This is a genomic window from Pseudomonas salicis (assembly GCF_057128705.1).
This window is the reverse complement of record NZ_JBSKHU010000009.1, coordinates 214,181-239,425: the sequence shown is the minus strand read 5'-3', so window position 1 is coordinate 239,425 and position 25,245 is coordinate 214,181. Positions and strand designations below refer to the sequence as shown.

Below are 25,245 nucleotides of genomic sequence, written 5' to 3'. Positions count from 1 at the left end.
TCTTGCACCTACTCGTTAATCGTAAAAACCCGCATAATCCGAATGACCTTTTTATCTAGGATAAATAATGTCCGATCCGGATTTTCAGCAGCTTCGCATTTTCATGCAGGTAGCACAGGCACGTAGCTTCACTCACGTCGCCGATGCGACCGGGCTGTCGGTATCGACGATCAGCAACACCGTTCGAGCGTTGGAGAAAGAGCTCGGGGTGCAGTTGCTGACGCGGACAACTCGTAGCGTGAGCGTTACGGATGCCGGAAAGCTGCTGATCGATAAGGTTGCTCCACTCATGGACGACCTTCACTCCGCGCTACAGAGTGTCTCTAGTACTGCAGACGACGCCACCGGCACGCTCAGGCTGAACGTCCCCTCGAGCGCCAGCCGACTCGTTATACAACCGCTGCTAAAGCGTTTCCTCGAACAGCACCCCGGCATAAAACTTGAGATCGCGGTGGATAATAGTTTGGTGGATATTGTTAAGCAGGGGTTTGATGCAGGCATTCGATATGACGATGTGCTATCCGATGACATGGTCGTAGTACCAGTCATATCACCGATGGAGTTTGTTGTCATAGCGTCAGTCGACTATGTTTCTCGGCACGGACTGCCTAAACTTCCCCAAGATCTGTTGGCTCATGACTGTATAAACTATCGAAACGCAGAGACGGGCATGGCGCCTAAATGGGATTTTGAAAGATCCGGAAAGTCAGTGAAGGTCGCGGTTAGCGGCCGAGTTGCTACAAATGATACCGATTTGATTGTACGAGCAGCCTTAGACGGTTTCGGGTTTGCATATGTAGCCCGGAAAGTCGTCGAGCCATTTCTCAAAGATGGCTCCCTCATCGCAGCGCTGGAGGATTGGTCGGCACCGGGGATAATGTACCTTTACTATTTTAACAAAACGCACCTACCAAAAAAACTAAGGGCGCTTATCGACTTCTTAAAAAGAGAGTCTAAAACGCCCAGCGATCTGGTGTAGCAACCTAAGTGCGTTTGAACCGGTGCGTGAAATGGCTTTCGAGCTGGTCAGCCCCCTCCCATCCATTGGCCTTCATGACGCTAATTGCATCGCGTATTGGCGTAATCGTATCAGTAGCGCCTACGATAATAGCGGCCGTAACTGTTTTCACCAGCTTCCGTGGATTATCAGCGTTGTCAAATGTCGCAACGATCATCCCCCCTAAAGCGGCTCTGGTGACCTCATCAAGCTCAGGGATAACAAGCTCCGCAACCCTCCGCACTAAATCCCTGTGGCTTGAATCCCATACTTCTGTGCTATGGAGGAGCCTCATGACTCCATGAATCACCTTGAGCGACAGCTCAGGTATCTTCATACGCCGAGCAGCGGAGATGGCAGTATTGAGAATATCTATCGATGGATCCTCTGATTCGAGATATGCCTGAATCATTGGCTGTAAACGTAATGTAGCCGCCCTCTCTTTAGCACTTACCCCTAACTGTAAAACGGCGAGAGTTTCATCAGATGGAAAATTATGCTTCATTACCCAAGACGCAGTCTGTTCAATAACCGCTAGTTGTTGCGAAGGCGAACCAAGGTCTTGTACTCGATACACAAATCTCCGCCGGCCTGGAGCATTCGGCTCATTTTCGAAGAATTCGAGCATTCGCGGATAGAGTTCCTCATAATCTTCACGCCGCCTGAAGCTTAATGCCAGGCCGACGTCAACACTGTCGATTACGCGGCCCGCCTTCGCCGCAGCGAGAAATTTTCGCTCAAGCGCTGGTTGCCCGAGTAACGAGAGCATTTTCGCCAAACGATGAGCATCTGAGAAGGAAGCGTGATCAAAAAGCCTATGGATGCCATCCGCCATAGATTGCCGCTTTGATTTCACTTCCTCAACGAAGTCGCTGTCAGCCAGCACGTCCCGTAGCAAACGCACCACAAACCTTCGTTCCGCCACTATTCCCGGATCGCAACTCTCGCAAAAATAGATGGTTCGATTAACGATACTCACATGCTCGTTTTCGACTATTGCCTGCGCGACTAGGGAATGGCCAACCTTTAGGCGAGAGACTCCGCTTTTGGTTTTTTGGACCGACACGAGACCGAAAAAGCTTTCGTCTTTCCAAAACGCGACCCCATTTGGTCGAAGGCGTTCGAATAGTGATAGCGGAGCCGATTGGTCATAGCCACCTGGAATGCAGAGGTCTAAAAAACCCCCGAATGCCGCTTTGGTACGTAGAGGTCTTAGTACGTTGGCGGCAAACTCATTTAACGATCCTCCCTGAAGCGTCAGCGATAACGCTAGGAGTTGCCCATGCTCCATGAACCTTGCGATTTGACCAATACCTACCTGCACAGGAGGCTTCTGTTCCGTACCGACAAGATCACGCAGCTCTTCCACAAGCTCAGTTGAGAGCGGTCCGAGGCGTACTGGATGGACCGCGAGCGTGGTCATCTCTGATTTCTGGGACGCAGCCACAGGTCTGCTCGTTCCAAGTACACATAGGTCGGGTCTGATATGTCGCTCCAAAGCCTCGACGAACTCGGCATGTCGCCACACATCATCGACTATCAGAAGCAACGGTTTGGTGGAGAGCACCAGCAAACTCAAGATTGCTTTCCAGCTCGCATCATCAACCTCGCCAGGTACCACCACCTCCAGCACAAAGTGAGTCCCTGCTTGGTGAGCATCCCATGCAATACGACGAACCAGCGCACTTTTTCCGGTGCCGGAATTGCCCTCCACGACGACCATCCCGCCCGAAGCTCGGATATCGGTTAAGGCTAGCGTTACTCCCGAAACCTCAGATCTCGACACGTCTAGATCGTTGGCCACTGCAGCCCATAAGCTTTGAGCTGCACCGTGAAGAAATGCAGTTCGCATCGAGCTCGTCATTTCGAGTGAGCGCTTAGCTGGAAGCAATCGGCAGGCAGCTCCGTCCTTACCAGGGTGCCCATCTGGCAGCCCGACCAAGTTCTCGACAACATCTGAAACCTGAAAGGTTGCCCTCGGCACCAACGCCGCCTGCAACCTCGTGATACACGACCGGACATGCTCTGGCGGCACACCAAATCTCACGAGATTCCAAGACGCTTGGGCATTAAGATCTGCGATCGCTTCCTCATGGAGCAGAATCTCGAACGTCGCATTTTCCAAGACCTTTATAATGCATTCCAACACCTGAGCCTGGTCCAGGCTTTCTCTATACTGTTCCGAAATCAGCGGTTCAATCGCTTCTGCATGTTTCTGTATGAAGACTCGTCGCAAAATTTGATAAGCCCCCTCCTCGTAGGGGGCACTTGTGCAAACAAGATGGAAACCAGGAAAATGGGTACCTTGGCCATGTCGAGCCGAAACGGTGATCATGTCCCGTGCAAAACCAGCAATGACATCTTTTAGCTTCGAGTAGCTGAGAATGCCTTGCTGGTGATCCTTCGCCTGGATAAAGACCTCACGATTCCCAACAAACCTGAGGTCAACGTCCTGAGCACCTTCATACCGCAGCTCAACAAGTTTTCTCTCTCCCGTTAGGAGCCATGTAAGCCTGACCAGCGCATAGGCCTTCTGGAATAAAAACCCTTTTTCGGCAATAGCCCCCCCCGTCCGGGGTTTCGTATTAAGATCATTGCCATCCACTGACCACGCTAAAACCATGCTGTGTCCCTAGGAATGCTTATAAACCTAAATTTCCCAGGCAAAGCCGGTTTTTACCTGAGTATGGCTAACAGTACATGAATATGCGCGAGCTGTGCGCTGGTGTCATGTTCACTGGCGCAACCTAAACCTATTGTTTCTGCAAAACAGCAGGACAAATCAGCTGCGAAACTGCGAAGCTATTTGAGGTCAGTTCACCACTGCTAGGGAAGGTAGCTAATGGACACCAGCGTAGAAGTACCAATGGAAACCGCCTTGTCAGAAAACGACTCGGACCGGCTCGAACTGTCACCCGCGGCTTACCTCGAGCAGATCCTTGATCGAGAGCTCAGGCTCACGTTACACGGCATAGAGCTCGGCTCCGAAAGAGATGACTCAATGCGCCAGCTGACGGAGACTGCGGCCACACTCTATGATGGCCGAATCCTGCGTGAGCTCATACAAAATGCCTACGATGGCGCAGGTCCTGGACCCGCTCATATCCTAGTGAAGTTAGATCTCTCTTCCGCACTGCAGGCCACCTTAGATGTCTGCAACACTGGGGACGGTTTCTCACGGGCAGATATTGATTCAATCGTTAACCCAGCGAGGAGCAGAAAACAACCTGGAAATTCCATTGGTCACAAAGGGCTCGGCTTTCGTAGCGTTACATTGATCAGTGATGACCCACAGATCTATTCGGCCCTGGGGAGCCCCAAAGAGGGAAAATTTAATGGATTTTGCTTCCGGTTTGCAGATGAGATGGCTCAACGCAAACGGCTGATGAAGCTTTCGACGCCAGCCCTCGCCGAGAAGGCAGTCGGCAAAACCCATAACCTCCAGCTACCTCTAGTTATCGACAGGTTGCCTGACGACGTACAGGACTATGCAACGGAGGGATTTGCTACAGTTATAAGATTGCCATTGTCCGACGGCATAGCCGTGTCCCGTATGGAAAGCGAATGGCAATCGCTTTTCGATGAGCGGGTGCCTCTAAACCTCTTCCTCCCCAAGCTTGCCAAATTAATATTTGAAAAAGTCGACGCCAACGGAGTGACATCACGCCGGGTGCTGAACCGCCGTCGCCACCCATTGAGTCGGCCGCTCAAAGCCGACAACCTCGAGATAGAAGAGATCGAGGTTGACGGTCGCTCATACCTTTTTATCAGCCGTGCTGTCGACCAGGCTCGCTTTTTAGCAGCAGTTAACGCAGCGGTTGAACAACGCCATAAGGTGGAGCGGTGGCGAAACTGGGAGGGAGTCCCTACGGTAAGCATCGCAATTCCGCTGGGATTTGAAGCTTCAGAAGGCCGTTACTATGCTTTTTTACCGATGGAAACGCCCTGTCCATTCAATGGCCATTTGGATGCGCCGTTCTTCCCTGACCCCGATCGAAAGGGTCTGAGCCTCGAAAACCGTTTAAATCAAGAGTTTGTCAAAATTGCATCTGAAATATGCGTTGACCTCATATATGGTCTAGCGAATACAAACATTACAGTTGCCTCATATATTCACGCTGCAGTGGATGCGATCGCTTGGCGCCCAACCGAGCAAATATTGTCGGCTCTGAAGGCCAAAGGACTAGCTTTTGGCACCCTCCCGCTTCCGATAATGAGTCCACCTGACAACCAGGCACGCTGGGGGGCGCTCAAAAAAGTTTTTGACTGGCAGGATGAGATGTACAGGTCACTACGTGCATCCTGGATCGCCAAGGCCACAGGCGCGCTATTGCTGCGACGCAAACTCGGTTCAAGACGTGTTGCCGCTTTACGCGTTCTTGCAGACGACATGGGTTACTCCCTTGAACCCCAACCTGAGCACCTCGCTGCGTGGGTGCCTATACTCGCAGCAGATCTAGAGCGCCAGCGCAAAGCGACTGCGGCGAGCTGGCAGGATTTTTACGCTGATCTAAGTGAGAGAAAAGACATTCTGAAGCTGCTTCAGGGCAAGCTCATTTTCAGAAGCGAAGCACGCAAGCTTGTAAGAGCCGAAGGTGCGCAGTCCGAACCAGGGAATGCAGTACAATTTTTTATCAACGCAGATCCAGGGCGGGGTGCGAAAAAGAAAAAACGCCTTGATGATGCGGGCATCTTCCCACCTAGCTGCATAACCAATGGTCTCGAATTCGCTGACCCTACTCTTGCCTGGCCGCCTGACGTGGTCGGCGCATTCGTTCAAGCTGGACTAGCCACCGAATTTCGCCTAGTCAACCTGATTCCCAAACTGGGATTTTTACTCGGGCCCCGCCCTCGCCGAAGAGAAGCTCTCTCAGTACTTACATGGGCATTCAAAACATGGAAGCTGAATCGCACCCAGGAATTTGACGAAGGCCTAAAAGCCGCAGGCCTTTGGGTGCCTCTTGCGAGTGGGGAAATTGGCAAAGCCAGCTCTGCTTTTTTCTCTGCAGGATGGCGCGACACGCTCGGCAATCTACTGACAGATCTCTGTAAAGAAGCATCTCATGACAAGCAGATTTCGGGCATAGCTAAAATGATGCTCCCTGATTGGAATGAGTGGAAAACCGGCTCAGGAGATGGCGCACATGACTGGCGAGACTTTCTGAGAATTGCCGGCGTTCAAGATGGGCTCCCATGGAGCCAAGGTATCTTGGTGAGGATGGAATCGGCAGAATGGCGGAGTTTGAGGGCGGGTTCATTAGCGACCCAAGTTTTCGAGTTAGAGCTCGGATCTTGCTGGCGCAAGGCGGTGTCGGGATCAAGGGAGCTTGCATATCAAAGTGGAACCTATGTAACTAAAGGCGTCCCGTTTTTATACGGTCAGATGAGCTATAGCAGCATGAACGGACCGGCCCGCTTGGCATATGGGCGTCTCATTATTAACACACTGTCAAAAATACCCGCTGACGCCTTGATCGCTTTGCTCTCGCGCCGCGGCTATCGATCTGATGATGTGAGGTGGCCAAGCGGAATAGCCGCCTTCCTGAGGTCCACGGCATGGATCCCTGCGTCAGCCGGTGAAGAGTTTGAGGGTTTGACTCTAGCGCAATGTTGGTTAGGCAGTAGGGGTGAAATCCCACGATTTGTGCCACGGCCAGAGAGGATCGTGCGAGACCTTATCGAAGGCAATCCCCGCCTACAGGAGCTGCTATCCAACAACCTTCAGGTGCCTACTTGGGCCGATCCCAAAAGCTCGCCAAGGCGCATTGCCGCACTCGGGCAACTGCTTCAGAGGGGTATATCAGACGCTTTCCTTGACGACTTTCGAAAAGCGTATCGTGAGGCTTGGACTGAATATGCTCAACTCCCGGCACGCTTTTCCCTGCCGTCAACTCTTGTAATCCCGAATGACACAGCAGAGGGGCTGGTAGCAGTGACCCTGAGCAAACAGACTCCCCTGCTAGAGACAATTTACATCGACGACGGGTCACGTCCTACTTTTCAACAGATATTGACGTCTTTCGGACGAATCACTGTTGATGTAGGCAGCTCAGCCACTACTGCTTGTATCAAAGCTTTAGCCTTGAATCTTGGGTGTAACGCCCGACCGATCCACGAAGATTCAATTGCCATCGCAACAGATGGTGAGCCGTTTTTTCCAAGTGCTGCGGATGATCTGCTGGTAAATAAAAACAGTGAATGGATCGCTGACCTCGCAGTGCTGGTACTGGAAGTGAGCTCTAATCTCAACAACCAGAACACGCTGCGTGCGCGCCAGGCACTAGGCGAGGCACTCCGTCGTGTGCGATTGCGATTTGTCCGTGAAATCACTGTTTCTATAGACGGGCTTACCAGTAGCCTGCCTGAAGAGCTGGACGGCATCCTCCCCGTTGCCAACGAGCATTACCCTACTGTTCTGTGTGAGGGCGAAGCGCTAAGCTGGTCGACTTTGTCGATTATTTTATCCGCAGTACCGGCCGCGATAGGCCGCCCGGGGCTGACCGACGCTTTCCGCTTAACCTTTTCCGCATTTGGAAATGAGATGTCGCGAGAAGGCGAAGATCTGAGGACGCCGACCGACATGCAACTCGCTCGAGCGCTGGGACGTCCCGTCGCTAGAATTACCGAGCTCAGGCGTTCACTACGGGCGACGACACCCCGTTTGTTGGAGTTTTTAACTCCTTCGGTTCACGCGATGGGGCACCAAGATTTAGCCAACACACTTGTCGAAAGAGCGGACGAATTCAGAGACGACTCTGATGTTGCGACAACCCTTACGGGCTGGGGGATCCCACCCGAAGAAGCCGAGCGAATCGTCAATTTGTGCAGGGATGCAGACTCACTAAATGGTCTCCGGTGCGAACTCGACATTGAGTTCAGCAAGTTCAACACGAGCCTTATCGCACTACAGCGGGCTCCGCTGGAATTCAAAAAGAGGCTTTCAGAAAGATTTTCGGTCCGGTTAGAACAACGGCGTGCAGCGATTGAACGCATGGTTAGAGATGCACACACGCCATCTATCGATGTCGCTGGCTCGCTTCCCATCTATAGCGAGATCGTGTCCCTGAAATGGCTACACCTGCCTGATGAATGGGCAGAGATGTTCGACGACATCGATTCCAATGTTGTAGATGTTGAGATCGACAGACAGGTAACAACTTATCTGGGGCCTGGCCCGTTCCCATCGGGCGCAGCAATCGATGTAATCCGTCAGCACAACAGGCAGCTATTAACACGAATAGCAGATCATCTACAACGTTTGGCTCGAGCCTGGGCGAAAAAGAACTCTGCGATTTTAGAAGATCTATGGTTACTGGGATCTGAACGCCTCATCCGGGGTGCGCTGGCATCTGGCACGCTAGACTTTGATTTTCTCGATGAAAGCACTCTCCCAAGCGCCCTCCTGCGTGCTGGCCTCTGGCCACACAACATGAATGCAACCCTAGAGCCCGAAGTGCTCGACCTTTCAGATAATGAGCTTGCCTTCGAGGCTTTAGAAGAGCGTGAACGTGAAACACGTCGGCAGACAGAGCGGCGTAGCCTGCAGTTTGGAGGGCTAGATATCGATGGTGGAGCTCAGGGCTGGCATAACGCTGTTGCTCAAGCCATGCAGGATGCGCTCGCTAGCGGAGATTTCAAAGCACGCTCGGGTCTCGCAATTCTGCAGGCGTTTGGCGTGCGCCCCCCAGTCCGCCCGCCTCGGCGAAGCACAAGCCTGCGAACCGAAGATCCTAAATATCTGAGTCAGGAGCAACGTGACCTCATCGGCTTTGCAGGAGAGCTTGCTGCATATCAATACCTTTCCAACAAACACCGCAATATGCGCCCAGAGTTTTGGGTATCCTCAATGGGGCGCAAATATCTAGCGCTTCCCCCAGAGAACGATCAAGGGTTCGATTTCAAGGTGACAGACGCGAAAGGCATCATTCATTACGAAGTAAAAGCCCATGTCGCGGACCCAGGACACATCGACCTGGAGCGCTCTCAGGTTACGGCTGCGGTAACCATGCGTGGAGAGGGGGCTAACCGCTGGCGCATCCTCTACGTGACGAATGTACGCGGGGCTAATGTCGCAGTCTACGAGCTGCCAAACCCTTATTCTGCTGGGTCAACTCGCTTTTTCAGGGAAAGTCAGCAGCAAGGGATTCGCTTCACGGTTATGCGTGAATAGCCAGACTGCTACAGAGTCGCTGAGCCTTCGGTCAAAGAAGTTCAGCAATTCGGCCCCTACATATCAATGGTACCGATCGCACCTCGCAGCCGCTTCTATCTCGCCAAATGTAAGCAGGTGCATTGAACCTGCTTACATAGGCGCTCTCCGTACCTGGGACGACGGCATGCCTAATCGTGTTTTACGATTAAGAAGGGATAGATGTGGGTTAGACTCCGTTAGAATGCGCAAAAATAAGCTGCCGGAAAAGGGATTGCCACATGGCTAACTTTCTAAACGACGCTGCTGGTCTGTCAAAAAAAGACAAAGTCAAAACTGTTCTTAAGATTGCTGATCTCGCAGTCAAACTGGGTATTAGCCTTAGCCCAGGAGCTAACGCCGTATACGAGGCTACGAAAATCAGCCTAGAAGCAGCTCGTGATTATGTGCAGGCAAGGAACGAAAAGCGCGTCACTGACTTTCATCGAACCTTACTCTACAGAGATGGCGTGAATAATAAAGAAATTATCAACGCAGAACTGAACGCGGCTGATTTTCATGCCCTACTAGACGCTTGCGTTTCTGATATTGAAGAAGAAAAAACATCTTCCTATGCGAATCTAACCCGGGCAATAGCACTTGATTTGGTACCAGTCACCCATAGACGTCACTTCATACACAGTCTAAAAGAGCTGGCCTTTGAACATCTGGACATCTTGCGGGAAGCCTACACGCTGACGAGATACTCTTGCATTTCCCACAACAAACTAGCCACGCCAAAGGATTTTTTCATCGCCTACAAACCGACAGCATATCACAACTCGCCTTAACGGCGCTAATTGCACGAGGACTAATCAGAGACGTAAAAATCACCGCACTGGGAGTTAAATTTATTGAATCATGCTACCCACCACAAGACCTAGAGCCTTACAACTTTAACTACACATATTCGACACGAAAACGCGCAGTAATCATCAAGCTAGGCGATAGCCAAGAAATTTAATCAATAGAAAGCTCATTAATCAACGACCTAAAAAACAGACTGATCCAGACTGAAACTGCGGACATGATGAGCTTCGATGGATCGGAATCGGATGATCCCTACGTAAAATTTGCGACTTATGCTTTTGTCATAGGATTTCTAAATAGCGTTTACAACCAGGGTGTTAGCGACACTCTTAACAAGTCCCTTTCGGGGAAAAGCTCGCTACAGGTTTTTTTCGACGACTCCCTACTCGTGCAAGAGGAACCTACTAACTTCATGGATGCGCCATCAAAAATTATTATCAAGGACAGGACCGCTAAATCAGCATCTGAAGCAGTGGACTTTGTCATGAGTTTAAATTGAAAACTGATCCCTGCCAGGCATCACAATATTAATTCCTACTGAGGTATCCTATATGCCAGGTCGCTGTGACAGAGACTTGAAACTCAGTCAAATCGACTTGAAAACCCACCCCGCGTCTTACATTGCTCGTAGATCCCCATCCCCCGTAAAAAAGGGTTGCAAAATCGCGTATGGTGCCAGCTTCTGGATGCTCCTGTGGAACGCCGGTTTTCAACACAAGCATCTTCCCCCGAGGGACGACTTCACTCGTTTGCGCATATCCGTTCGAAGCTTCCTTTCAATGGTCTAGAGCGCTAGTGTGTCCCACCGATCACGAACAGGGGCAGTCATGGATACCAACCACAGAATGATCCTGTGGTGTTCCGTATGGACACTCATCGGGGGAACAGTTGTCTGTGCAGGATGCATGAAAGGACAGCTCATATCTGATTCGGGCGAAGCCTTTCAACACGAATATGGTTGCGCGACTGAACATGGCGCTTCCCACTTCCCCTGGGCTGAATTGCACCGAATTCTTGACGATGAACGAGGATGACGCGAGCTACTTTAGCGCGCTCACGGGCCGACGATTAAGCTGAGGCGCAGGGGCATGAGACAGCGATTTGAAATAGTGCCAGCGATCCGAACTGAAAAGCTCAGTGTCAGGCACGGCAACGGAAGCCGCTTTCAGCACACTACCATCTCCGACGGTTTCAACCTCTACGACACGTTAGTCAAGCAACGCTTGCCCTTGGTATTTTTGACTCGCGATGAAGCGTCAAGAGAACGCGAGCGCCTGGACGCTCAACTGCTCAACGAAACTCTTGAATGCGTCCCCCAAACATCTTCTGCCGCGTACAAAGCAGAATAGATTGATGGCATCGCCCCCGGCTTATGGCGGGATCAAGCCCTGATCCGCCGCTCTGCTCGCCTCGTAAAAAGGAAGACCCGCACAACATTTTGCAAATCGAGGAATCGTGCAGCAAACCTGACTAACCGCTGCTTCGCCTCAACCAACCGGCCAGGCTTGGCAGGACGGGTAGTTTTGGCGAGCGTTATACGCAAATTGCCCGGATCCGCTCGTCGTTACGCCCACAACCTTGAAGAGCTGTGAACGGGTTTACTGTTGGGTTTTCCCCGCTGTAGTACGTGCAAGGCCGACGGGCGAGCGATACATATCTCTGAGTCGAATCCAAAAAAGCAAAACAACCTGCCAGGCGCTCCCGGCAAGGCTCAAAGCGCATGTTCAAGTCATGCCGAAGCGCTTGGCCGCGCAGCCACTTTGTCGTACCAGGCCTGCAAGGCCGTATGATCATCGCCGGTCGCCACTTTCAAAGCGCCCTTGGCAAAATCCAGCGTGACCAGTGCGTTAATGTCCGCAGCGCTGAAATACTCGCCGGCCACGAACGGCACGCTCTGCAGGCGCTGGTTCAGGTCGGCGTAGAAGTTGACTACCCGCAAGCGGCTGCGCTCGGCCAGTTCAGGAATCTGCTCATAGAAGTGCGGCCCCGCCAGCGCTCGCCCGGCCAGCCCCGGTACGGCGTTGCGCACCGCTTCCATCACGGCAGCAAAGCCATCGAGTTCGACGCGCCGCTCCCACATGGCAACCAGCGCTTTCTCCGTCGCCGTACGCCCCAGCAGCGGGTGCTCAGGATGCGCTTCTTCCAGGTAGCGCCAGATGGCAGGGACTTCGGCAATCGAAGTGCCGTCGCCCAGCACCAGAGTCGGCACCATGCTGCGCGGATTGATCGCCTTGTAAGCGTCGGAGAATTGCTCCTTGCTGCCCAGGTCCACAGGCACCAGTGGCACCTGCAGGCCTTTTTCGGCGATGAAGATACGTACGCGACGTGAGTTGGGTGAACCGCCGGAGTGATAAAGCGTGGTGATCATGATCGGTTCCTCGGAATAGGTTGGCAAGTCAGTGGGCTTGCGGGGATTCGGCGTAGGGAAAATCGATGTAGTCAGTTTCGTTGCCCCCCCAGAAAGCGTCACGCTTGTAGGGAGTCAGACGGATGCCTTGGCGTAAGCGCTCAGGCAGATCCGGATTGGAGGTAAACCAGCGGCCGAACGCAATGGCATCAGCGTCGCCACGCTGCAACATGGCGTTGCCGCCGTCGCGATCAAAACCGCCAGCGGCGATGATCGGACCGCGATACACCTTCCGTAGCGTGGCAGCTGCGACGGGCTGTTGAGAAACGGTGAGGTTCTCGTCGGTGCCTTTGACACGAGGTTCAATGACGTGCAGGTAAGCCAGGTCGAAGTCGTTTAGGCGCTGGGCCAGATAACCGAAGGTCACCTCCGGATTGCTGTCCGAAATGCTGCCCCACTCCCCGCTTGGCGACACTCGGATACCGACCCGGCCGGCGCCCCACACCGAGATCATGGCCTCAAGCACTTCAACGGTGAAACGCACGCGGTTTTCCAGTGATCCGCCGTAGCGGTCGGTGCGACGGTTCGTGCCGTCTTGCAGAAAGGTATCGGCCAGATAACCGTTGGCGTTGTGCAACTCGACTCCATCAAAACCTGCGTCCAGTGCTCGCAGTGAGGCGAGTCGAAACGACTCGACAAGCAACGGAATTTCTTCCGTCTCCAGCGCCCTATGCGGCGAGTTGGGAACCCACCCATTGTGAGTCAGCACCTGTGTTTCAAATGGCACGACCGAGGGCGCCACCGGCGCCCTGCCCTCGCTCAGATCGACATGGGACTGCCGACCATCGTGCGCAATCTGCATGACGATCTTGCCGCCTTTGGCATGCACCGCATCGGTAATCTTGCGCCATGCGTCCACGTGCGCCTGGGTGTAGATGCCTGGAGCACCGAGGTAACCGCGGCTGTCCAGCGACGGGTGGGCACTTTCGGTGATCAACAAGCCACCTTCGGAGGCTCGTTGGCGGTAGTACTCGACCATCATTTCGCTTGGGCTGTCATCGGCCTCGGATCGCAGTCGTGTGGTGGGTGCATGTATCACGCGATGTTTGAGCGTGATTGCCCCCAGACTAAATGGGGTGAACAGATCGGAAACATGAGTCATAACAATCTCCACTGCCCGGTTTGAGCACACCGGGCGACTTGACTTGAAGGCTGGGGCAATAGGGGGAACGGGGGACTCAGAGCTTGGAGCCGCCATCGACGCGCAGGGTGTCGCCAGTGATCCAGCGAGCGGCGTCGGAGGCAAGGAAAGCCACGGCTCCCCCAATGTCGTCGGGCTGCGCAACACTTTTCAGGGCCTGCATCGACAGAGTTATGTCGCGACCAGCGTCGGTGCGTGCAAAGCTCGACATCTCGGTGTCGACCACCCCAGGGGCAACAGCGTTGACCCGAATGCCGCGGGGCCCGAGGGCGGCGGCGAAGTGAGTGACCAGCGTGTCGATGGCGCCTTTGGTCGAAGCATAAGCGGCCAGGTTGCCCACTGCAGCGCGGGCGGCCAACGAGGACAACAGCACAACGCTGCTGCCTTCACGTAATACCGGCAGCAATTGCTGCACGAGGAAGAACGGCGCGCGGACGTTTACGGCGAACAGGCGATCAAAGTCGGCGACGGTGGTGTCTTCGATGGTCGCCGCGTTGGCAACCCCTGCGTTGGCCACCAGGATGTCGAGCCGAGCCCCGACGATCGCGATGACTTGCTGCGCCAGGGTGTGAGGCCCGTCCACTTTAGACAGATCGGCCCCAACCGCCTCGGCGCGACCACCGGCGGCACGGATTTCAGCGACTACCGCATGGGCTTCGGTGGTGCCGCTGCTGTAATGCACCAGCACCTGCGCGCCGGCTTTGGCCAGGGCCAGGGCACTAGCGCGGCCGATACCACGGGATGCGCCGGTGACCAGTGCGGTTTTTCCAGTCAAATTGCTCATGATGTATTCCTCAAATGGATAATGATGAAAATCGGGACAGGGTCAGGCGCTGAATCACTGCTCGGACAGGAACGTCGAGACGTGACCCACAAAGCGCTCGGGGTACTGGTACTGCGAACCATGGTTGGCGTCGGGATACAGAATCAATTGGGCGTTGGGGATGTTCTGTTGCAAGTGCCAAGAGTTGATCGAATAGATGATCACGTCGTTGTCGCCGTTGATAACCAGTGTTGGCTGGTGCAGCGCGGACAGATACTCGAACGGTTTATCCTGCGGCGCGCCCCACTTCGCCAGCGCCGCCAGTTGGGCTGGCGCTACGCTCTCACTCACCTCGGGGTCGCGGCCCTCGGCACGCAAACGGAAGCGGTGGAGAAAAGCGCGGCCCGCCGCCTGACTCGCTTCGGACCGGGTGAAAAACACACCAAGCCAAAGGTCATCAGGGTTCTGATATGTCGCAGTGAACACGTCAACGGCTTCAGGTGTCAGCGAAGCCATCGCCTCCCCGCTGCGAGGACCAGTGCCGACCAGCACGAGACGCCGAACCAGCGCAGGCTCAGCAATCGCCAGGGTCTGAGCCACCAGACCACCGAGGGAGAAGCCCAATACATCCACCTGCTGCAACCCCAAAGCCTTGATGAAGTGCGCAGCATTGGCCGCCATTTCTTCGACTGAAGTCGGGACTTCCCCCGATGTGCTAGAGATACCTGTGTTGTTGAACAGAATCACTTCGCGCTCCTGCGCCAATCCATCAGTGACCAGCGGATCCCAGTGGTCCATGGTGCCGGTGAAGTGCATGTTGAGCACCACTGGAACGCCCCTCTGTTTCCCGAAACGGCGGTAAGCGAAACGAATGCCGTTGGCGTCGACGTATTGAGTCGGAGCAGTCTGATGAGTATGCATGGCAGGCCTCGGTAGTTAGGTTACACAACGGTTTTCCGTTGCCGTTGAAGCCAATTTAGGCGTTGGTTGCGTGGTTGAATAAGACTTTGTAGGCTGGTGCCCATGCCTGTAAGGCATGCCCACATGCTAAGGTCGAGACTATGGAACTGCGTCACCTACGTTATTTCATTGCTGTGGCGGAAGAAGGCAGCGTCACCGTGGCGGCGCAAAAGCGTTTGTTCACCTCGCAACCGTCGCTGAGCCGGCAGATCAAGGATTTGGAGGACGAGGTCGGCGCCCAGTTACTGGTGCGCAGCGCTCGAGGTATTGAATTGACGGTCGCAGGCCGAGCCTTTCTAGACCATGCGCGCCTCGCCCTGGGTCAGGTCGAAGCTGGCGTGGAAGCGGCCCGCCGTTCGGCGCACCCCAGCAAGCCAACATTCGCAGTGGGTTTTCTCACTGGACAAGAAGTGGACTGGCTCCCGGAGACCACCCGGTTACTCCGCGACCAGTTGCCTAACATGGAAATGACGGTCTCCAGCCAATATTCCCCTGACCTGGCCGAGGCCCTGATGCGCGGCAAACTGGACATCGCCTTTCTGCGGGAAGAACACAACACGCCGGAATTGAACTACATCAGCGTGGCCAAAGAGCCTTTCGTGGTAGTCATGCCCAGCGATCATCGACTGGCAGCAGCCGAAGACGTCGATGTGCGGGATCTTGCGGGGGAAGTCTTCATTGGCGCATCGGACATCGCCTACCCAATGCGCTTGGCCATCGAAAACTACCTGAAGGCCTCCGGGCTGGATATCACGCCCAGCCATCGTATCCACAACCTAACCATGGCGATGTCGCTGATCGCCTCGACACGCGGTGTCGCCCTGCTGCCCGCCTACGCCGAGAATTTCCTGCCTTGGTCCGTCACCAGCCGCCCGTTGCGCGGCGAACCACCGACACTGGACCTGATGATCGGGTACAACCGCACGAATACTTCAACGATGCTCAAACTATTCGTATCCAGAGTGCAAGACCTGATCAAAAGAACGGGTCGGATTAAAGCGGGAGACTGATAGCCCCTCTAACGAAGCGCATCAAGACCAAATAGCTCAAGTGAGCAGGACAAGCTAAAAGGGATTTCCGAAAAATCCCCCTCTGCGCATTCGCGCAGAGCAGTATCACACTCCGCTCAGACGAAACTATTTGCCAAGCTTGATCTTAAGCCCACGCAATGAGAGCTTCCCCGCTTTCCCCTCTTTTATTGCTTGGCTGTGCTGTCCAAAACACAGTGGTATATAGCTCTTCAGATCCTCGGGAGTGTCCGTCAACTTTATATCCCAACGCTCCTCAATAAACTTGAGCAGTGCGACACCCCGTACCGCGATGCTTTGCACGTTCCACTCGCGAAATACTTGGGACACTTCCGTTGCGGAATAACTCGAGTTCTCAAAGCGGATTCGCTTTCCCGACTCACTGCGTCCTTGCCTGATGCTGTAAGCGGAATTGGACGCAGCGGCATTGCTGCTACGAGATAGGAACAGCAAATTGCCTAACGAGTTTTGCAATGCTTTGGTAATCCGCCCATTGCGGTTCGAGCGCCCATCCACGGGAATTTTCTCATCCCAATAGATCTTACTGTCACCAGTAGGCTTCTGCGGAAAAATATGTTCAACCGTCTCATCGAAGTGAAAATCGGACCATGGGATTTTCACAGGATTATTGCCACCCTTATGAAAATTCGCTTCATACTCATACAATGCTAACCGGGTAAAATCCCACTTATAGAAACCATCTCCGTTTTGGAACCGGCGTTCAATGTGTGTCTGCAATTGGAATGGTAAAAAAAGCCCTTCCCATGGAAAATCATCATCGTCGAAACTGCCGTCGTCCTGCTCCGTATTCCCTACATAAGCTCTGATCCAGCGGGAGACCAGATTGACTGCGCTCTTGCCGTCCAGGTCCGAGATCCCATAATCTTCAGCGAGAAAGCCGTCCCTGCCGGGCTTCAGGAGAGTAAATGCAGCCGACTCCATGTCAGCCTTCCCCGTCGTGCCGTTGGCGCCAGATAACTTCAAAACAACCACGATGAACCTTTCGATTTCGGCAAGCAGCGCTTCGACGCACATCAATTGAGCAGCATGCTCACGTGGATTGACCGTTACGCCAGGCACTCCCAACGAAACGCGCAAGTAGGCTGACAAAATCAGGGGTTTGAAAAAAGCGAATCCTGAATGATCAATGCGGTCTAGTTGCTTTTGATGTCCCTGAGGTAAAAAAGAAGGAGAGTGAATGTGCGACCACCATACGGCCGCACTCTCCAGACTCTGCAAGTAGTCACGGATAAAGGCAAACGTAGTCGACTCTATACCCACAGCAAAAACATCATCAAACAACGTTTTTTCCAGCCAGTTTGCCTCACGCCTGCGCTTGAAGTAAGCAGTTGAATGAGCCATTAAAAACTCATCATCATGGTTTTTCGTTTTTTCATTACGCCCCAGGGCTCGATAGATCCCTTTCCAAGTATTGTGGACCTGAATACGCAAAGTATTTGCATCATCACGGGGACGAGCAACAACTGTCGACAAATAGATCAACCTATTCTTGAGCAGTTCTATCTTAGATAGCGGACGTCCGCGATTATTTAATGTCTCAAATGCAACGTGGGTATCGAACGTTGCTGACACGGTAAGTAAAAACAGGCTAAAACGATCAAGGAGGCAATCTAGAGATTCACGAGCCCTCTCGACAGCAATACTCTTTACGAGGTGGGTGAAGAAAGACGAAGCCGCTTTGAGATTCAAGGCGTAACTTGAGGGTTCGCGCGAAAGAGACACCTCGAAACGGGCGTCATATAACGCGTAGAAGCTGAAATAGCTTTGGAGCTCTTCATTGTCCTTAAATTCTACCGCATATCTCTGAGGCGACTCCCCTAGCTCGGTCCGTAAGACGTTGGCAAGAATCATCACCGTAAGCAACCGCTGCTGGCCGTCCACGAGCTCGACACCGGGCTGCCTTTTTCTTTTTCCGGATTCTCGGACCAACATCATGCCGGTGAAATGCTGATCAGCCCCGCTGTTCACGACATTCTGGAGGTCCTTCCAGAGCGCTTGCCATTGGCTCTCTCCCCACGAATACCCCCTCTGGTAATCAGGAATGGAGAAGCTGTAGTGCTCGAGAACTTCACCGAAATGACGGAGTGATGCATCGCTGGCTTGCATTGACCTTCCTTGTAGAGAGAACGAACGGAATCTGGATAGATGCGGATATCCGTGGGTGGCTCTTCAATATCAAACCATCGCTATTCATGACAAGCCCAGGTACCGGACGATGCCGTTGCACGACTTACCATTAGGTTCGGATCACCGCTCCTTTTCTGAGACCCAAACACCTTGCTACCGGGGTGATCACGAGCGTCGCGACCGTGCGACCTCCACCGCTTGGCACCGACTTAAATAAAAAGCCCGGCTTCTGCCGGGCTTTTGATCCTCAATCCGAAAGAACTCAGTAGCGCTGGTATTGAGAACCAAATTCTTTGCGGTTTTCGGCAACGATGACGCTACCTGATGCCTGGGGAGCGAATGGCTTGACGGCATTTTTGCTGGCCGCCTGATCGCCACGCATTGTCGAGATGGAGGCTAACTCTACGGAGCGCAAATGATCCTTTGCAGGGCTGGCAAAAGCAGAACCAGCAGCCAGGATCGAAAGTGCAAAACCGATAGCGATGGATTTTTTCATGATCGAGATCTCCGCAGACTTGTTGGAGGAGCCGGATGGCTCGTTCCGTTGAGGGTCAAGTTAACGGGGAGCATCGACAATGAAAAAACAGACTGACGAATACCCAATATCAGCATCGCCGATAAGGGGTCGCAACGGCTCTATCTCGATAGAAAGCACTTGTGGTCGATTAAAGGGCACGAGCGCTCCCCTCTTCAGGACGATGATCGGCATCTTGAAGCGCGGTGGTTTCTAAACCCCATCTGGGTTCTCAGGTCCGCTCAATAAGGTCAGGTCTGGCGTATCGCGTGCCAGACGTACCCCCGACAGCATCCATCGTTTGTCAGGCCCGAAAAAGTTTCGGTAAGTCAAACGGGTATGGCCTTTAGGGGTGATACCTGCCCCGCCGCGGAGCACCATTACGTTCACCATGAACTTCCCATTGTACTCACCGATCGCTCCAGAAGCTGCGCGAAACCTCGGATACGAATTGAAGGCCGTTTGAGTCCATTGCCAAGCGACTTCAGAGGTCTGCTCAAGAACTCCACGGCCAGCAGCTACCTCCCATTCGTACTCCGTAGGTAGTCGAGCGCCCGCCCAATCTGCGAACGCGGCCGCCTCGTAGTAGCTCACATGAGTCACGGGCTCGTCGAAATTGAGAGGCTCTTTGCCACGCAGCGTCATCTGCGACCACATACCATCGTGGAGTTCCCAATAGAGTGGGCTGCGCCATCCGCCCTCTTGGATCTTGGCCCATCCATCGGCCAACCAATACTGAGGTTTTTGATACCCACCATCCTTGATGAATTCGACCCATTGCCCGTTTGTGACAAGGCGGTCCGACATCTCAAACTCTTGTAGCAGTACCTGATGGGCTGGCCCTTCATGGTCAAAAGCGAACCCGGCCCCGTCATGGCCCACTGAATTGATGCCTGCCGGCATCGGGATGAATTTTCCACGACGACCTGCACTAGGCCTCGGCCAGGCAGCGTCAAAAGCAGGAGACAGTGGAGACGCGCTGAACAAATGCAGAATGTCCATGAGCAGCAGCTCTTGGTGCTGCTCCTCATGGGCGATACCAAGCTCTATGAAGTTTGCAAGCTCATCGGGAATCACAACGTTGAGCAATGCCATGACATGCAAGTCGACATATTCACGATATTCAATGATCCGGGCCACTGATGGCCGGGTGAGCAGCCCCCTGGCAGCACGTGGATGGCGTGGTCCCACTGCGTCATAGTACGAGTTAAACAGATACGAATACGAGTCATCGAACGCCTCGTATTCAGGGACATTGGTTTGAAGTACGAAGGTTTCAAAAAACCACGTCGTATGCGCAAGGTGCCATTTGACGGGACTTGCGTCCGGCATAGATTGCACCGCCATGTCCTCGGGAGTCAGAGTACTGATGAGCGTCTCCGTCTGCCCCCGTACGGCAGCGTATCGGGTAGCAAGGTCATGTTTATTTGATATCGAATCGAAATTTGAAGCGGATGCGTGCATTAGAATCGTTTCCAAATATAAGTGTCTGCAAGACTCCCGACGTGCGCAAAAGTAAACCAACCACACGCTCCTGCTGGGCGGAGTGATAGATCCCCTCTACCCGTCTTGGAAGGCGCTCCTCAAGCAAGGCGAGCCTGTTAAACGGCCATTGCCAAACCTTCCGCGGGCCCTCCAGATGCATCGTGCGTAGCGACTCAAGATGGAGCTACCGCTGGACGTCTGCTTTTCAAGATAGGTAAATGTTGGGATATTTTTGTCAGTTCCACCGTCGCTAGATTGGATCAAACAATCAGGATTTGTACCTAACGCGCACGAACCCGCGGTGGGGCCAAAAATAATCCCAGAAGGTGCTTGCTTAACGGATAAGCAGACCTTTCAGGCCTTGCATACAAAGCTCAAATCAGAAAAACGGGTCAGGAGAAAAGGCATCGGCGCGAATCATCGCCAAACCATTGAACAACAAAATCCACAAACGCCCTGATGCGTAGCGGCAAATGGCGCTGTCCTGCGTAAACGACATACAGGGGCAAAGTGGGGGCAGCCCAATCGCTGCAAAGTAGCTGGAGCCTTCCTTGGGCAATGTCTTGCGCGACCATAAACAGGGGAAGCTTCGCCACACCTGCGCCCATTAGGGCGAAACGATGTATTGCTTGATAGGTATTGGCAACGAAAGGCCCCGATACGGTTACCGACTTTCGCTCACCTTCTCTTGCGAACAGCCAGTGCGGAGAATCTCCGAAATGGCTGTTTACCAAGCAGGGCAAGTGAACGAGATCGGCAGGATCGTCTACCGTTCCCGCAGCCTCGATGAGACCTGGAGTGGCCACCACGCGCTCCTGCACCACACCAATAGGGCGAGCCACCAAATAGTCGTCGAGCCTGTGAGTCGCGCGGAATGCGACGTCGAATTTTTGATCCCTGAGGTCGTGGTGGACTGGGGTCACATCTACCACAGGCTTTATGTTTGGATACGTCTCGCAGAAGCCCATTAGTAGCTCAGGCAGCACCAGCTCACTGAAGGAAGTCGGTGCCGAAATACGAAGCTGCCCAGAGACCTCGGAGCGGGTAGATGAAACAGCCCGCTCCGCCTCAACAAGTGTCTCCTGCAACTGCTTGGCATATTCCAAATACAGGCGTCCTGCATCCGTCAGGATCAAGCGCCGGGTAGTGCGATGAACCAGCTGTATACCCAAGTCCAACTCGAGCGCCGCCAACTGTGAACTCACGTGAGCTTTCGAGCAGCCCAAGTGCGCCGCCGCACGGGTGAAGCTGCCCTCAGTGGCCACCGAAACAAAAATCAGAGCGCTGTCTGCGATCCCTAGGATTGTTTTCATATGCGAACAGACCTTCTGTGAACTCGGTATTCTAGCTCTCTGCAGCGCTCCATATACTCGATTCACCAAGCCTAATACGGCTTTTTTGTGAACAATGAGGTGCAGCATGAAAATCCTTTTGGTCGGCGCATCCGGTGTTATAGGAAGAGCAATCGAAAAAGAACTTGGTGACCGTCACGAGATCATTCGCGCAGGACGTCAAGGCGCAGATGTTCAACTGGACATCACTGACGAAGAGAGCATCGTCCGGGCGTTTTCAGAATTGGGCCAGTTCGACGCTGTGGTTTCGGCTGCAGGGGAACTGCATTTTGGTCGCCTGGCCGACATGACTACCGAGCAGTTGCACTTCAGCGTGAACGCGAAGCTGCTTGGGCAAGTCAATCTTGCCCGGCATGCTGTGAAATACCTGTCTGAAGGCGGCTCCATAACGTTGGTGAGCGGTATCATCGGCGAGCAGCCGGTTGTTGGCGGAGCCTCCGCGGCCCTGGTCAACGCAGGCCTTGAAGGTTTCGTGCGCGGAGCTTCAGTTGATCTGCCCCGCGGAATTCGCATCAACGTTGTCAGCGCCGGCATCGTTGATGAAACCAAAGATCTGTACGCACCCACATTTAACGGATTTGAGCCCGTTAGCGCGCGGCGCGTGGCTGTCGGGTATGTGCGCAGTGTGGAGGGTGCTCAAACCGGGCAGGTGTATCGCGTATTTTGAGTTGACACACGCTGCGAACTATCAGCGCCCGTAGAATGAACCAACGTGGGGGGCAGTCTGACTGCCTCCTTCCGTCGCTGCACTACCCGTTCTAGCGGCAGGAGGCCTGGAGCCTTTTACAGCATCGATACTTTCTCCAGAAGACCTGCTGGTACCGCACCTCAACGGCGGATTGTGGCGCGGAGCTGAAAGGGTTGACCAGTTTCAGCCTCACCTCAAGACGCCCCTATATCCCACTCCGGAATCCCACTCCGTTGCATCTTGAGGCTGAAAGGCTTGCGGAGACGGCGAGATCTGAGGGGTTACCGCATCCCAAGCATCGCCTGAGGGGGAAGACTCAGATGACAGAACATCACCTGCCCCTTCCGATTGAAAACGCTGACGATATTCCTGCGGGCTGATAAATAGGCGTTTTACGAAGCTACGTCGTAAGCTCATCGCACTGTCGAAACCACACTGAGCGGCTATCTCCTTGATCGGAAGATGCGACACCTCTAGATAGCGCCTCGCGGCATCAACCCGGGCGTCGGTTAGGTAAGCCATAGGTGTCACGCCTGTTTCTCTAGCAAAGCGTCTGCTCAAGTTTCGAGCACTCATGTGTGCCCGCTCAGCCAGTGAATGGAGGCTGTGACTCTGGTCAAGGTGAGACAGGATATATGCCTGAACCACGCCAACTTGAGAGGTCACTTCGCCCTGCAGCTCTACGAGTGGACTGAACTGAGACTGCCCTCCGGCTCGACGGAGATACACAACCAGATATCTGGCTACATCTGTGGCAAGCTGCTTTCCGAAATCCTCCTCGATCATCATGAGGGACAGATCAGTGCTGGCAGTGGTACCCGCCGAGGTATACAGCGTCCCGGCCACAACGTGGAGTTGGTCACGATCGATGTGAACCATCGGAAACATTTCGCGTAAGCGCGAGGCGTATGTCCAATGAACGGCAACCGGCCGCCGATCAATCAAGCCCGCGGCGCCCAGGATGAAAACCCCATTTGAGATCGCAACCATCCGACGACAGTCACTGCGCCTATCACGAAGCCAGTCGCGGAGTGTGGAGTCATCGTAGACATCAAAGACCCCCATCCCACCCGGTATCAAAATCGTGTCAAAGTATGGGCATGGGTCAAAAATAGTGCGTTCAGGAATCACTGCCAGGCCGCTGGATGACCGGACAGGGCTGCGCGTGGTTCCAATCGTGTGCATGTCATACTGCGATTCGCCATCGCTCAAATGCTTTACTTGGGCGAACGCGTCTTTCGGACCAGCGATGTCTATCAACTGGAATCCGGGAAACACCAGTATTCCAACACTGACTTTACGCATAGATGCTCCGACGAAGCAGTGTAAGTAGGTTCGACTCCCTGCACTCTCTGGAACACCTTGTCACCTGGCTGCACTATCATAAATGCTGTTCCAGCCACATTATCCGGAGATTTCTTTGTCACATCACGCACGGCGTGCCTATCTGAAGAAGATGTTGAATCTCAGCGGGACACTCCTCTAAACAATCCTATAGCAGCGTTCTCTGTTTTTGAAAAGATGGGGCGTTTAAAATTAAACCGCGGGATAGCTCTAGGACTGCAACAAGTATCCGAAAAGTATGAAATCGCAAGTTAGTACTGGGTGTATTCGAGACTCTCAGTCTCAACGCATCAACCGCGCGCTTGGCCTTCTCAATACCAGCCATCACTAAGCGATTGCAAAATTGTACAAACCTGCTCCAAACTCTGACGCGCTGCAATGCACATAATCCCCGGCAAAAACTCCACAGTGGTGACAGGATCACTTGTTTTCTTCGGTCAGAAGCCGCTCTAAAGATGCAACACCATTTTGCAAGGTTTGCCCACTTTGAAAAACCAGAGACAACGCTAATCCACCTTGGATAGTCACCAGAATGGCCTCAGCCAAGCGATCCGCAGATAAGCTGCGAGTGATCAATAAATCATGCTGACCATCGCTGACCAAGATTTCGACTTTTTTCTTCCACGCCAGAAACATATCTGCTAGCAATATACGAAAAGACTCCGAACTCGGGCCTAGCTCGAGGGAGAACTTTCCAATCAAACAGGCAGACTTGTACCCTGAACGTTTGAACATGTTTGAGAGCGCAGTTACATAGCCCAGTATTTTTTGCAAAGCGTTTAATTCATCTCGGGATATCCAGCTATCAAGGGTGAGCATCTGAAAATTGTAATATTCAGTCACCACAGCTACGCCAAATGCCTCTTTGGAGCCGAAATGATGATAAAACGACCCTTTCGGAACGCCCGACTCAGCTAGCAAGACATCGACTGGCGTGCCGTGATATCCCCTTTCGAAGAAGAGCCTCATCCCTGTTTTCAGCAATTGTTCTTTATGGGCCGAGGGCTTTGATGGGGCCGAGGGTTTCTTATCCATTGTTAATCTCCCCTCCAAACACCACGTCGAATGTTTGAGGACGTCTGGGAAAATATAGCGTTATATGATCAGCGTCAGCCAAAAAGTGACAGACGGATTCGTCTAATGGCACGTGCGCGCCGAACGGCGATAGCCTGTTGACGATCTGGTTTAGTCGATCTAGTCTAGCGATCACGTCGAACGCGCCGCCCTTGACAGGGTGGGCCTCAAAGCGGTGGAGGAACGTCATGAACCTTGAGCCGATTGCCCCTACCGGATGGTTGCGCCTAGCGAGCCGAGCTGATGTCACGCGTGATCCTTCCTGCCAAGCCTTCTACATCCATGATCTCGTCCACGCCTCTGCATTTTACCCCTTCGCGGCTACCTTCATCCCTGAGTTTGGCGG

At 53.5% G+C, this 25,245-nt stretch carries 16 protein-coding genes; 5 read left to right on the top strand and 11 right to left on the bottom strand.

The window, feature by feature from the left end:
• The first annotated feature begins 67 nt into the window (after positions 1-67).
• On the top strand, positions 68-979 hold the full coding sequence (locus ACWKWE_RS27885) for a LysR family transcriptional regulator (protein ID WP_483852348.1): 912 nt from the start codon (positions 68-70) through the stop codon (positions 977-979).
• Between the two features lie 4 nt (positions 980-983).
• On the opposite strand, the gene ACWKWE_RS27880 is transcribed toward ACWKWE_RS27885, so the two are convergent.
• Entirely contained in the window at positions 984-3,620 is a 2,637-nt protein-coding gene (locus ACWKWE_RS27880; protein ID WP_483852347.1) for a P-loop NTPase, read from the bottom strand.
• A gap of 219 nt (positions 3,621-3,839) precedes the next feature.
• On the opposite strand from ACWKWE_RS27880, the gene ACWKWE_RS27875 reads away from it, so the two are divergent.
• Complete coding sequence (locus tag ACWKWE_RS27875) at positions 3,840-9,167, top strand: ATP-binding protein (RefSeq protein ID WP_483852346.1); 5,328 nt, start codon at positions 3,840-3,842, stop codon at positions 9,165-9,167.
• A gap of 260 nt (positions 9,168-9,427) precedes the next feature.
• Positions 9,428-9,976 carry a hypothetical protein gene (locus ACWKWE_RS27870; protein ID WP_483852345.1) on the top strand — a complete coding sequence of 183 codons (549 nt, stop codon included), beginning with the start codon at positions 9,428-9,430 and terminating at the stop codon, positions 9,974-9,976.
• A gap of 1,748 nt (positions 9,977-11,724) precedes the next feature.
• Here ACWKWE_RS27870 and ACWKWE_RS27865 read toward each other — a convergent pair.
• From ACWKWE_RS27865 to ACWKWE_RS27850, 4 genes are all read right to left on the bottom strand, one after another.
• Positions 11,725-12,363 (bottom strand): glutathione S-transferase family protein, encoded by a 639-nt coding sequence (locus ACWKWE_RS27865; RefSeq protein ID WP_483852344.1) that lies wholly within the window; start codon positions 12,361-12,363, stop codon positions 11,725-11,727.
• A 28-nt stretch (positions 12,364-12,391) separates the two neighbouring features.
• Complete coding sequence (locus ACWKWE_RS27860) at positions 12,392-13,504, bottom strand: alkene reductase (RefSeq protein WP_483852343.1); 1,113 nt, start codon at positions 13,502-13,504, stop codon at positions 12,392-12,394.
• Between the two features lie 76 nt (positions 13,505-13,580).
• Positions 13,581-14,327 carry an SDR family NAD(P)-dependent oxidoreductase gene (locus ACWKWE_RS27855; RefSeq protein ID WP_483852342.1) on the bottom strand — a complete coding sequence of 249 codons (747 nt, stop codon included), beginning with the start codon at positions 14,325-14,327 and terminating at the stop codon, positions 13,581-13,583.
• Positions 14,328-14,381: 54 nt separating this feature from the next.
• A complete protein-coding gene (locus tag ACWKWE_RS27850; RefSeq protein WP_483852341.1) occupies positions 14,382-15,227 on the bottom strand; it encodes an alpha/beta fold hydrolase in 846 nt (281 codons plus the stop codon).
• A 140-nt stretch (positions 15,228-15,367) separates the two neighbouring features.
• Between ACWKWE_RS27850 and ACWKWE_RS27845 the strand changes: the two genes are divergently transcribed.
• Positions 15,368-16,276 carry a LysR family transcriptional regulator gene (locus tag ACWKWE_RS27845; protein WP_483852340.1) on the top strand — a complete coding sequence of 303 codons (909 nt, stop codon included), beginning with the start codon at positions 15,368-15,370 and terminating at the stop codon, positions 16,274-16,276.
• Positions 16,277-16,402: 126 nt separating this feature from the next.
• On the opposite strand, the gene ACWKWE_RS27840 is transcribed toward ACWKWE_RS27845, so the two are convergent.
• From ACWKWE_RS27840 to ACWKWE_RS27825, 4 genes are all read right to left on the bottom strand, one after another.
• Positions 16,403-18,421 (bottom strand): DUF262 domain-containing protein, encoded by a 2,019-nt coding sequence (locus ACWKWE_RS27840; RefSeq protein WP_483852339.1) that lies wholly within the window; start codon positions 18,419-18,421, stop codon positions 16,403-16,405.
• Between the two features lie 283 nt (positions 18,422-18,704).
• The gene (locus ACWKWE_RS27835) at positions 18,705-18,938 is read right to left on the bottom strand and encodes a hypothetical protein (protein WP_483852338.1); all 234 of its coding nucleotides are present in this window, start codon (positions 18,936-18,938) and stop codon (positions 18,705-18,707) included.
• 231 nt (positions 18,939-19,169) lie between these two features.
• A complete protein-coding gene (gene egtB, locus ACWKWE_RS27830; protein WP_483852337.1) occupies positions 19,170-20,420 on the bottom strand; it encodes an ergothioneine biosynthesis protein EgtB in 1,251 nt (416 codons plus the stop codon).
• A 413-nt stretch (positions 20,421-20,833) separates the two neighbouring features.
• Positions 20,834-21,754: a LysR family transcriptional regulator gene (locus tag ACWKWE_RS27825; RefSeq protein ID WP_483852336.1), complete on the bottom strand. Its 921-nt coding sequence runs from the start codon at positions 21,752-21,754 to the stop codon at positions 20,834-20,836.
• A gap of 106 nt (positions 21,755-21,860) precedes the next feature.
• On the opposite strand from ACWKWE_RS27825, the gene ACWKWE_RS27820 reads away from it, so the two are divergent.
• The gene (locus ACWKWE_RS27820) at positions 21,861-22,460 is read left to right on the top strand and encodes a short chain dehydrogenase (RefSeq protein ID WP_483852335.1); all 600 of its coding nucleotides are present in this window, start codon (positions 21,861-21,863) and stop codon (positions 22,458-22,460) included.
• Positions 22,461-22,670: 210 nt separating this feature from the next.
• Here ACWKWE_RS27820 and ACWKWE_RS27815 read toward each other — a convergent pair whose 3' ends face one another.
• Together ACWKWE_RS27815 and ACWKWE_RS27810 are read right to left on the bottom strand one after the other, a co-directional pair.
• The gene (locus ACWKWE_RS27815) at positions 22,671-23,786 is read right to left on the bottom strand and encodes a GlxA family transcriptional regulator (protein ID WP_483852334.1); all 1,116 of its coding nucleotides are present in this window, start codon (positions 23,784-23,786) and stop codon (positions 22,671-22,673) included.
• Between the two features lie 459 nt (positions 23,787-24,245).
• The gene (locus ACWKWE_RS27810) at positions 24,246-24,860 is read right to left on the bottom strand and encodes a TetR/AcrR family transcriptional regulator (protein WP_483852333.1); all 615 of its coding nucleotides are present in this window, start codon (positions 24,858-24,860) and stop codon (positions 24,246-24,248) included.
• Between the last annotated feature and the right edge of the window lie 385 nt (positions 24,861-25,245).